The sequence below is a fragment of the Marinobacter sp. G11 genome, from assembly GCF_021282325.1.
Classification (GTDB): domain Bacteria; phylum Pseudomonadota; class Gammaproteobacteria; order Pseudomonadales; family Oleiphilaceae; genus Marinobacter; species Marinobacter vinifirmus.
Genome location: NZ_JAJSPB010000039.1, coordinates 17,899 through 28,807, shown reverse-complemented (window position 1 = coordinate 28,807; position 10,909 = coordinate 17,899). Strand labels below are relative to the sequence as shown.

The 10,909-nt window shown below is 60.0% G+C and carries 10 protein-coding genes; 4 read left to right on the top strand and 6 right to left on the bottom strand.

All coding sequences use genetic code 11. From position 1 onward, the window contains the following. Positions 1-63: 63 nt before the first annotated feature. Genes LWH94_RS17450 through LWH94_RS17435 form a run of 4 tightly spaced genes read right to left on the bottom strand, consistent with a single transcriptional unit; the run spans position 64 to position 4,039 of the window. Positions 64-885, bottom strand: a complete 822-nt coding sequence (locus tag LWH94_RS17450) for an ABC transporter permease subunit (protein WP_232903066.1) — start codon at positions 883-885, stop codon at positions 64-66. Next, a complete protein-coding gene (locus LWH94_RS17445; RefSeq protein WP_232903065.1) occupies positions 878-1,807 on the bottom strand; it encodes an ABC transporter permease subunit in 930 nt (309 codons plus the stop codon). Before LWH94_RS17445 ends, LWH94_RS17450 begins: the two co-directional genes overlap by 8 nt. A 4-nt stretch (positions 1,808-1,811) precedes the next feature. Further along, a complete protein-coding gene (potA, locus tag LWH94_RS17440) occupies positions 1,812-2,924 on the bottom strand; it encodes a polyamine ABC transporter ATP-binding protein (protein WP_442915008.1) in 1,113 nt (370 codons plus the stop codon). Positions 2,925-2,932: 8 nt separating this feature from the next. After that, positions 2,933-4,039, bottom strand: a complete 1,107-nt coding sequence (locus LWH94_RS17435) for a polyamine ABC transporter substrate-binding protein (RefSeq protein WP_232903063.1) — start codon at positions 4,037-4,039, stop codon at positions 2,933-2,935. A gap of 255 nt (positions 4,040-4,294) precedes the next feature. On the opposite strand from LWH94_RS17435, the gene LWH94_RS17430 reads away from it, so the two are divergent. Further along, on the top strand, positions 4,295-5,254 hold the full coding sequence (locus LWH94_RS17430; protein WP_232903062.1) for a hypothetical protein: 960 nt from the start codon (positions 4,295-4,297) through the stop codon (positions 5,252-5,254). Here LWH94_RS17430 and LWH94_RS17425 read toward each other — a convergent pair. Then, entirely contained in the window at positions 5,234-6,241 is a 1,008-nt protein-coding gene (locus LWH94_RS17425) for an XdhC family protein (RefSeq protein ID WP_232903061.1), read from the bottom strand. The genes LWH94_RS17430 and LWH94_RS17425 overlap by 21 nt on opposite strands. A 102-nt stretch (positions 6,242-6,343) precedes the next feature. Next, the gene (locus LWH94_RS17420) at positions 6,344-7,264 is read right to left on the bottom strand and encodes an AraC family transcriptional regulator (RefSeq protein WP_094625862.1); all 921 of its coding nucleotides are present in this window, start codon (positions 7,262-7,264) and stop codon (positions 6,344-6,346) included. A 127-nt stretch (positions 7,265-7,391) separates the two neighbouring features. Between LWH94_RS17420 and LWH94_RS17415 the strand changes: the two genes are divergently transcribed. From LWH94_RS17415 to LWH94_RS17405, 3 genes are read left to right on the top strand one after another with little or no spacing between them, the layout of a single operon-like run. Further along, positions 7,392-8,885 carry a CoA-acylating methylmalonate-semialdehyde dehydrogenase gene (locus LWH94_RS17415; protein ID WP_232903060.1) on the top strand — a complete coding sequence of 498 codons (1,494 nt, stop codon included), beginning with the start codon at positions 7,392-7,394 and terminating at the stop codon, positions 8,883-8,885. Between the two features lie 21 nt (positions 8,886-8,906). Beyond that, on the top strand, positions 8,907-10,073 hold the full coding sequence (locus LWH94_RS17410; RefSeq protein ID WP_232903059.1) for an acyl-CoA dehydrogenase family protein: 1,167 nt from the start codon (positions 8,907-8,909) through the stop codon (positions 10,071-10,073). Positions 10,074-10,116: 43 nt separating this feature from the next. Further along, on the top strand, positions 10,117-10,896 hold the full coding sequence (locus tag LWH94_RS17405) for an enoyl-CoA hydratase (RefSeq protein WP_232903058.1): 780 nt from the start codon (positions 10,117-10,119) through the stop codon (positions 10,894-10,896). Positions 10,897-10,909 lie beyond the last annotated feature (13 nt).

Below are 10,909 nucleotides of genomic sequence, written 5' to 3'. Positions count from 1 at the left end.
GAACCCAAGCATAACCCCGCCCCCACAACCAAACGGATAGGAGCCCAAGCCAGAACCATCCACCTACCGAGGCCGCAATCGCCGCCTCTCCGCCCGCCGCATCCAGAACCAGGCAATAAAGGCAATCACCGAAACCGCCGCAATAATCAAAGTAGCCAACGCATTAATCTCCGGCGACACCCCCATCCGCACAGACGAAAACACCACCATCGGCAAAGTCGTCGCTCCCGGCCCGGACACAAAGCTGGCAATCACCAGATCATCCAGCGACAAAGTAAACGCCAGCAGCCAGCCTGACACCAGCGCCGGCGCAATCACCGGCAGCGTGATCACAAAGAAGGTCTTGAGCGGCGTACAACCCAAATCCATGGCTGCTTCCTCGATGGACAAATCCACCTCCCGCAACCGCGCACTCACCACCACCGCCACATAAGCACTGCAGAAGGTCGTGTGGGCAATCCAGATCGTCGCCATGCCACGGTCCACCGGCCAGCCAATCAGCTGCGCCATCTGCACAAACAGCAGCAACAGCGACAAACCGGTGATCACTTCCGGCATCACCAGTGGCGCCGTGATCATGCTGGACAGCAGCGTGCGCCCGCGCATCTTCTTGAACCGGGTAATCACAAACGCACACAAGGTGCCCAGGCACACCGCCATGCTGGCGGAGTAGAAGGCAATGCGCAGGCTCATCCAGACGGCAGACAGGATTTGCTCATTGGCAAACAGCGCGCCGTACCATTTCGTGGAAAATCCGGCCCATACCGAAACCAGCCGCGAGGCGTTGAACGAGTAAACGATCAACACCACCATCGGCAGGTACAGGAACAGCATGCCCAGTACCAGCATGGATTTTGAGAAGCCGGGGGCTTTCAGCTTAACCATTCTTTTCCATCTCCCGAGCCTGGAAACGGTGGAACAGCACAATCGGAATCAACAGCAATGCCAGCATCACAATCGCCAGCGAAGAGGCTACCGGCCAGTCGCGGTTGTTGAAGAACTCTTCCCACAGTACCTTGCCGATCATCAGGGTATCCGGCCCGCCCAGCAGTTCCGGAATCACAAACTCGCCCACCGCCGGAATGAATACCAGCATGGAGCCCGCCAGGATGCCGGCCTTGGACAGGGGCAAAGTGATCGCCCAGAAAGTAGTCAGGCTACGGCAGCCAAGATCCGACGCCGCTTCCAGCAGGCGTACGTCCAGCTTCACCAGATTGGTGTAGATGGGCAGGATCATGAACGGCAGGTAGGCGTAGACAATGCCCAGAATCACCGCAAAGTTGGTGTTCAGCATTTTCAGTGGCGCATCGATCAGCCCCAGCCACATCAGGAACGTGTTCAGCAGGCCCTGGTTACCGAGAATGCCCATCCACGCGTACACGCGGATCAGGAACGAGGTCCAGGACGGCAGCATCACCATCAGCAGTAACACCAGTTGCCAGTGCTTGGGCGCCCGGGCCATGGCGTAGGCCATGGGGTAGCCGATCAGCAGGCAGAACAGGGTGGCCAGGAACGCAGTTTTCACCGAGCCCCAGTAGGCGGCGATGTACAGGCTGTCGGAGGCCAGGAACAGGTAGTTGCCAAAATTGACCACCACCGACAGGGTGTTGTCTACCCAACGGAACACCGGCTCGTAAGGTGGAATCGCCATGACCGCCGAGGTCAGGCTGATCTTCAGCACCAGCGCAAACGGCAGCAGGAAGAACAGCAGCAACCAGGCGAAGGGTACCCCGAACACGACTCGCCGGTGGAATACCACTGCCCGCACCCGCTCGGCGAAGGGGGTTGCCAGAAGCTTCTTGGTCATGGCGTCAGTTCCAGAGCAGAATGGGACTGGAAGCTTCCCAGGACACATACACCTGATCACCCCAGGTGGGCCGCTCGCCCCGGCGCTCCACGTTGGCCATGGTGGCCTGAACCCGCTTGCCACTGGCCAGCTTCACGTAGTAAGACGTGATGTCGCCCAGGTAGGCGATGTTGTCTACTGTGCCGCAGCTCCAGTTGGTGTCGCCTTCGGGCTTCTCGGTCGTCAGGTAGATCTTTTCCGGGCGCAGGGCGATCAGGGTTTCGGTGGTTTCTGCGGGCGTAGTTACACCCCGGTCGATAAACACCGGTGCGTCCAGCAGGTCGCTGGTCAGCGAGATGCTGTCGGAGTTGTCTTCCAGGATGTTCGCCTCGAAGATATTCACCGAGCCGATGAACTCCGCCGTCATGCGGCTGTTCGGGCTCTCATAGATATCAATGGGCGAGCCCACCTGGGCAATCCGGCCGTAAGACATGATGGCAATGCGGCTGGCCATGGTCATGGCTTCTTCCTGGTCGTGAGTCACCATCAGGCAGGTCACGCCCACTTTCTCCAGGATATCTACCAGCTCCAGCTGCATTTCTGTGCGCAGTTTTTTGTCCAGCGCGCCCATGGGCTCGTCCAGCAACAACAGCTTCGGGCGCTTCGCCAGCGAGCGGGCCAGGGCCACACGTTGCTGCTGGCCACCGGATAATTGCTGGGGCCGGCGCTTGCCGTAGGCCTCCATTTTTACCAGCTTGAGCATGGCCGCCACCCGGTCGGCGATTTCGCTTTTCGGCAGTTTGTCCTGTTTCAGGCCCATGGCAATGTTCTGCTCCACCGCCATGTGGGGGAACAGGGCATAGGACTGGAACATCATATTGGTGGGGCGCAGGTACGGGGGCAGGGCAGTGATGTCCTGGCCGTCCAGCACAATGCGGCCGGAATCCGGGGTTTCAAAGCCCGCGAGCATGCGCAGCAGGGTGGACTTGCCAGAGCCCGAACCACCCAGCAGGGCGAAGATCTCGCCCTTGTGGATGTCCAGGCTCACGTCGTCCACCGCCAGGGTGCTGTCGAAGCTCTTGGAAATGCCTTTGATGCTGAGGAGCACCTCCGCTTGCGCGGAGGTATTGTTGGTCACGGCCACCGTCAGCGACCGGATTTCACGCTGGTCCAGGTGCGGGTCATCAGGCGCTGCGCGTCCTGTGGCCGACCTTCCATGATGTACAGCTTCTTCATCACCTCGTCGGTGGGGTAGATGCTGGTGTCATTGAGGATTTCCGGGTCCACAAACTCGTTGGCCGGTTTGTTCGGGTTGGCGTACCACACGTAGTTGGTCACATCGGCGATGATTTCCGGACGCAGCAGGAAATTCATCAGCTTGTGAGCATTTTCCACGTTCGGCGCGCCGGCTGGAATGGTCATCATGTCAAACCACAGCACCGCGCCCTCTTTGGGGATGGTGTAGCGGATAACGTTGCCGTTCCCGGCTTCTTCAGCACGGGCAGCGGCCTGCAGGATGTCGCCGGAGTAACCTGCAGCTACGCACAGGTCACCGTTGGCCAGGTCGCCAATGTAACGGGATGAATGGAAGTAGGTGATGTTCGGGCGTACCGCCTTGATCACTTCACCGCCTTTCTTGATGTCGTCGGCGTTGTTGCTGTTCGGGTCCAGGCCGATGTAGGCCATGGCGGCACGAACCATCTCTTCACCGGAATCCAGCATGGCAATGCCACAACCACCGGCGGCCAGCTTGCCGGTCACTTCGGGATCAAACACCAGAGCCCAGGAATCGGTCGGGGCGCTGTCGCCCAGGATGGTCTGGATGCGGCCTTCGTTGTAGCCATAGCCGTTGGTGCCCCAGAGGTACGGCAGGGAGAACTGGCTGCCCGGGTCGACTTTTTCCAGGTCGTCCATCAGGTCCGGGTTGAGGTTAGCCATGTTCGGCAGCTTGCTGTGGTCCAGTGCTACAAAAGCCTTGGCAGAAATCTGCTTGGCTACGTAGTGGTTGGAGGGCACAACAAGGTCGTAACCGGAGCGGCCAGACAACAGGGCGGCCTCCAGCACCTCGTTGCTGTCGTAAACGTCGTAGACAACCTTGATGCCGGTTTCCTGGGTGAACTTCGCCAGGGTGTCCTCGGCGATGTAGTCAGACCAGTTGTAAACACGCACTTCTCCGGCAGCAAAAACCGAAGAGGCACCCAGAGACAACGCAACAGCGGCGGCAAGCGCCTGTGGCTTACACAACTTGAACATTGGATGGTGTCCCTCACTGAAAAGGGATGGATACAAAACGTGCAGGACGCACGCGGTTCTGGTGGGATCCGAGCGATTTTTAACACGATGTGGGGGTGTGCGCTACATAAATTTCACTGGCGGGATCGGGGGTTGTGCGTACGCCCCGAATCGTGGCGGGGGCGGCGGCCTTTACCTTGTTTTTACACTGGTTGACGGACACGGCTGGGTATCTTGGTCACTATAGATCCAAACAATCGAATCTGGAGCAAACAGATGCTGAAGTTGCCAGGGTTGAGGGTGGGAGGATTGCTGGCATTGGCAGCAGTTGTGCTGTCTGGCTGTAAGGTCAGTGCCACGTCGGGTGATCGTTACTACGACGAGCCGAGCTATAGCCGGGGCTACTTCCTGGATGCCAGGGACACCGGCCATTATTTCCCCGATGAAAGCTGGAGCCTGAACCACGAAGCCGAGGTGTGCATCGGTGAAACTCTGTACTTCGAAACCGCCGATGGCCGGGTTCGTGTATACGGTTCCCCTGCCTATAGCGAAAACAGCTTCCGAGCCGCGGCCACAGAACTGAATACCCGCATAGACGGTGTATTAAACCGGTTCAAAATGACCTGGCGGGACTTTGTGGATGAGCGCAGTGCCGAGGTGCCCTATCCTGAGCGGATTGTGGGGTGTCTGAGCTCGCGGGTGACAAATGTCAACCTGGCATTGGGAACCCTCGCAGCGGTGGCCATCGCGCCATATCACAGAAGCTGGCCTTATGAGGCCGGGCAGATATTCACCCACGAGCTGGCCCATTACGTTCAGGAAAACCTGAGCCATTACAGCGCCGCGGTTCCCCTGCTGCCGTACTGGTTTGCGGAAGGCCAGGCCGCCCTTGTGGCCGGTGATCCGGTTGCCCCGGCTTACCAGCACTACGACTACAGCCCGCTGCGAGATGCCACACGAAGCGAGGCTGGCAACGTCAGCTACCGCTTTGAACACTACGCCCTGGCATACCGGTACCTTGAGCAGGCCAATGGCGCCCTGACGATGACCCTGCTGCTGGACCTGGTGCAGTACATGGACTGGACAGGCGATTATCGAGGGGTAATCAGCACCGGTGAATCCCGGGCCTTTGTTGAGGCTTTTGATGCGATGGAGCTGGTGGATCATCGGGGCCGGTATTTGAGCTTTGGGCGATTCTTTGCGGACTACCATGCCCTAGTGAGTGACTGGCGTTAACCTGCTGACAACTTTATGCGGCGGGATGCCCTCGCGAACCCGGATGATGTCTGCCATCACTGCGAGAGCAATCTCCGCCGGTGTCTTGCTGCCGATATTCAGGCCGATGGGCATGCGGATTTGCTCAACCTGCTGCTCGTTCAGCCCGCCAATGCGCAGTAAACGCTCCCGGCGTTTTTCCGAGGTGCGTAAAGAACCCATCACGCCGATGTAGAAGGCGTCGGTTTTCACCGCTTCCATCAGGGCGGTGTCGTCAATCTTCGGGTCGTGGGTGAGGGCAACCACCGCGGTTGCTCCGTGGCAGCCTTCGCGGGCAATCCACACGGAGGGCAACTCCTGGCGCAGGGTAACGCCGGGTACGTTGAAGTTGCAGACTTCTTCCTGGCGCGGGTCACATACGATCACCTCGAAACCCAGGCTGTGGGCAAAGCTGGCGCAGGCGGTGGCCACCGGCGACAAGCCGGCAATGATCAACCGGGATACCGGCCCCACCCGCAGTTTCAGGGTGGCGGTTGCTTCGTCTTCCATCACTTTCTGGCCCGTTTCCCGGTCTGGTTCGACACTGGCTTCGCCGGTTTTAAGGCAAACCTTTCGAACCACATGGCCCTGGCCGCTCAAGGCGGCCCGAAGTGCCAGGAAGTGCTCCCGGGATGAGGCGGAGGCGGGAAAGTGCTCGATCAGCACATCCAGAACGCCGCCGCAGGGCAGGCTGACTCTGGGATTGTTCAGGCCATCGGCGGCACCGTAGCGGATTCGGTTGATGCGGCCCTGGAATTCGCCTTCCTGCAGGCGTTCGAGAAAGTCCTCTTCCACACAGCCGCCTGACAACGAGCCGCAATGGTCGCCATTGGCCTGTGCCACCAGCCAGGAGCCCGGCGCCCGGGGAGAGGAGCCGAAGGTACTGAGTACCGTACATAGCCAGAAATCCTGACCGCCATCGCACCAGCTGATGGCCTGGTCAACTACCTGAATGTCCAGTGGCTGCATCTGCGCCTCCCGAATGAATAAGTGAAGCCTGTGTGATACCGGAATTTTGTCGCCTTGCCAATTGCAGTCGGGCCAGGGAGCCAGGCTATCTGCGCCAATGGGTCAGTGCCTGGCGGTATGCCGGTAGTCGCTGGGGGATTTGCCCATTACCTTTTTGAACAGCCGGGAGAAGTAATAGGCATCGTCGTAACCCAGTTGCCGGCTGATGTCAGCGAAGGTGTGGCTGGTGGTGTCCAGCAGTTCGCAGGCCCGCTCCACCTTCAGGTGCAGGAAATGCTGAATCGGTGAGGTGCCGGTCTGTTCCCGGTAACGGGTGGCGAAATGGGCCGGTGATAGCCCGCTGAGTTCGGCCAGTTGCTGCAAGGTCAGTCGCTCTTCCAGGTGTTCGCGCATGTAGTTGTGAAGGGTGTCCAGCTCGGCTTGCCGGGCCTGGCTGGTTTCATCCACGTTCATGGGGACGGCACTCAGCAGCTGTCGAAGGCGATTGCTGGCGTGGATCAGCCCCTTGGTGCGGAAGCCGGTCTGGCGAACCGACAGCAGGCCGTTGAAGTCTACCAGCAGGCGGGGCTGGCGCCCCAGATGGAGCACTCGGGTGTTGTCATCAAACCCCATGTAGTCACCAAACTCCGCTGCCAGCGGGCCGGTGTAATGCACCCAGTGAATAGTCCATGGATTGTCCGGGTCTGCGGTGTAGCGGTGGCTGGCGCCGGCCGGCAGCAGCAACAGGTCGCCGGCGCTGACGGTGTAAGGTTCGCCCGCCACGTTCAGAAAAGCTTTGCCATCGGTGCAATAGATCAAAAGATTGTCACGATGGTGTTCCCGATGCATGTGATGGCCCGCCGCCCGCCGGTAATGGCCGAACGCCAGCGGGTACAGCTCCCGGGTAAGTGGGTGGTGCGCCAGTTGGCGGACGATGGGCTCCGGAACCACATAGCGAACGCTGTCTGCAGGAACAGGCCACTGGGAGGTTTGCGCGGATGGCTTGGTGCTTTGATGACTGGTCATCGAAAAATAATCCATCATGGGCGAAACTTAGTCAATCATCAGGCGGCAAGGAGCGTGCTAGTCTTTTGGAAAATCATCGCCAGGTCCGCTGCGTTATTCAGCGGGCCACGGCACTCCCGGACAACAACAAACAGGGACCATCCTCATGAAAAAAGTACCTCAGTTTATTGCTGGTGAATTTGTTCAGAGCCAGACCCAGAACTGGATCGACGTGACCAACCCGGCCACCAACGAAGTCATCGCCCAGGTGCCCTGCGCCACGGCAGACGAAATGCGCAAGGCCATCGACAACGCCGGTGAGGTGTTCAAGAGCTGGAAAGAAACACCGGTATCCCAGCGGGCCCGGGTCATGCTGCGTTACCAGGCGCTGCTGAAAGAACATCACGACGAGATTGCCGAAATCCTGTCCCAGGAAACCGGCAAGACCTTTGACGACGCCAAGGGCGATGTCTGGCGCGGAATCGAAGTGGTAGAGCATGCCGCCAACGTGGCGTCCATGATGATGGGCGAGACTGTTGAAAACGTCGCGCGGGAAGTGGACACCCATTCCTGGATCCAGCCGTTGGGCGTTTGCGCTGGTATTACCCCGTTCAACTTCCCGGCCATGATTCCCCTGTGGATGTTCCCCATGGCCATCGCCTGCGGTAACACCTTTGTACTGAAGCCGTCCGAGCAGGACCCGCTGACCCCGATGCGCCTGGCGGAACTGTTCGAAGAAGCCGGTGCGCCCAAGGGCGTTCTGCAGGTAGTACACGGTGCCAAGGAGCAGGTGGACACCCTGCTGAACGATCCCGCCATCAAGGCAATTTCCTTTGTGGGTTCGGTACCGGTCGGCCGCTACATCTACGAAACCGGCACCCGCAACATGAAGCGCGTGCAGAGCTTTGCCGGCGCCAAGAACCACATGGTCATCATGCCGGATGCCGACAAGCAGCAGGTGATCAATGCCCTGGTGGGTGCCTCTGTGGGTGCCGCCGGCCAGCGTTGCATGGCTATCTCCGTGGCGGTGTTTGTAGGCGCGGCGCAAGAGTGGATTCCGGAACTCAAGGAAGCCATGGCGAAGGTACGCCCGGGTGCCTGGAACGACTCCGGTGCCAGCTATGGCCCGGTGATTAGCCCGAGGGCCAAGGAGCGGGTTGAAGCCCTGATCGCCACCGGCGAAGCCCAGGGTGCGAAGCTGATGCTGGATGGTCGCGGCTGCACAGTGGATGGCCTGCCGGACGGTAACTGGGTAGGGCCCACCCTGTTCAGCGAAGTCACGCCGGAAATGGACATCTATAAAGAAGAAATCTTCGGCCCGGTGCTCACCTGTATGAACGCGAACGACCTTGGCGAAGCCATCGAGCTGATCAACAACAGTCCTTATGGCAACGGAACGTCTATCTTCACTAACCACGGTGGTGCTGCCCGCCGCTTCCAGCACGAAATCGAAGTCGGCCAGGTGGGTGTGAATATTCCCATCCCGGTGCCCCTGCCGTTCTTCTCTTTCACTGGCTGGAAAGGTTCCTTCTACGGTGACCAGCACGCTTACGGCAAGCAGGCAGTGCGTTTCTACACCGAAACCAAGACCGTCACCTCCCGCTGGTTTAACAGTGAAGCGACGTCTACCGAAGCCAACTTCTCCATCCAACTCCGGTAACGCCGAGCAGGGAGCTGAACGATGGATTTCAACCTGACCGAAGACCAGCTGGCGTTCCGGGATGCGGCCCGGGCCTTTGCCGAGAAAGCCATGGCACCCTATGCCGGCCAGTGGGATGTAGACCACACCTTCCCGGTGGAGGTGATGAAAGAAGCCGGCGAGATGGGCTTTATGGGGATTTATACCCCGGAAGCCCTGGGCGGCATGGGCTTGTCCCGCCTGGACACCTCGGTGATTGTGGAAGAGCTGGCCATGGCCTGCCCATCCACGGCGGCCTTCATCACCATTCACAACATGGCCACCTGGATGGTGGCCAGCTTTGCCTCCGATGACCTGAAGCAGGAAATCGTGCCCAAGCTGGCCAGTGGCGAATGGTTGGCCTCCTACTGCCTGACCGAACCCGGCGCCGGCTCCGATGCGGCCAGCCTGCGCACCAAAGCGGTTCGGGATGGCGACAGCTATGTGATCAACGGCAGCAAAATGTTTATCTCCGGCGCCGGTGCCACCGATGTGCTGGTACTGATGGCCCGCACCGGTGATGCCGACAGTGGCGCCAGGGGGATTTCCACCTTTGTAATCCCTGCTGATGCCAAGGGCATTTCCTACGGCAAGAACGAGGAAAAGATGGGGTGGCACAGCCAGCCCACGCGGCTGGTCACCCTGGAAGACGTGCGCATTCCGGCCAGTAACCGCATCGGCAATGAAGGCGATGGCTTCGCCATTGCCATGAAGGGCCTGGACGGCGGTCGCCTGAACATTGCCACCTGCTCCCTTGGCGGCGCCCAGGCGGCACTGCTGCGGGCCCGCAATTACCTGCACGAGCGCCAGCAGTTCGGCAAGCCACTGGCCGCGTTCCAGGCGTTGCAGTTCAAACTGGCGGATATGGCTACCAACCTGGTGGCGGCCCGGCAGATGGTGCGTTTGGGCGCCTTCAAGCTGGATGCCGGCGACCCGGAAGCCACCTTGCATTGCGCCATGGCCAAGCGCTTCGCCACCGATGCCTGTTTCGAGGTGGCCAACGAGGCCCTGCAGTTGCACGGCGGCTACGGCTACATTCGGGAATACCCGCTGGAGCGCTATGTGCGGGACCTTCGGGTACACCAGATTCTCGAAGGCACCAACGAAATCATGCGCCTGATTATTGCCCGCCGCATGCTGGAAGACGGCGTTGCCGAAGCCATCCAGTAACCGGCCCCGATCATCAGAACCGGAACAACCAAAGGAATTTACCATGAGCGAACTGATTCAACTGGAAAAGCGCGATCACATTGCGATCCTGACCATCGCCAACCCGCCGGCCAACACCTGGACGGCAGACTCCCTGGCGGCTCTGGAAGCCACCATTGAAGACCTCAACGCCGACCGCAACATCTTCGCGCTGGTGGTCACCGGCCAGGGTGAGAAATTCTTCTCTGCCGGGGCGGACCTGAAAACCTTTGCCGATGGCGACCGCGCCCGGGCCAACGAAATGGCCCAGAAGTTCGGCCAGGCCTTCGCCACGCTGACCGCCTTCCGGGGTGTGTCGATTGCCGCCATTAACGGCTACGCCATGGGCGGTGGCCTGGAATGTGCGTTGTCTTGCGATATTCGCATTGCCGAATCGCACGCCCAGATGGCCCTGCCAGAAGCCGGTGTTGGCCTGCTGCCCTGCGCCGGCGGTACGCAAAACCTGCCCTGGCTGGTAGGCGAGGGCTGGGCCAAGCGCATGATTCTGTGCGGCGAGCGGGTCGATGCCAGCAAGGCGCTGCAGATTGGCCTGGTGGAAGAAGTGGTGCCGTCCGGTCAAGGCCTGGAAGCCGCCCTGAAACTGGCCGAAGGCGCCTGCAAACAGAGCCCGTCTTCCATTGCCCGCTGCAAGCAGCTGGTGATGAGCGCCCGTGATGGCCGTAGCCACACCGATGGCTGGCGCATGGAGCGGGAGCTGTTTGTGGAGCTGTTCCACACCGAAGACCAGAAAGAAGGCGTGAATGCGTTCCTAGAGAAGCGCAAGCCGGAATGGAAAAACCGTTAAGGCCGGGGCAGCT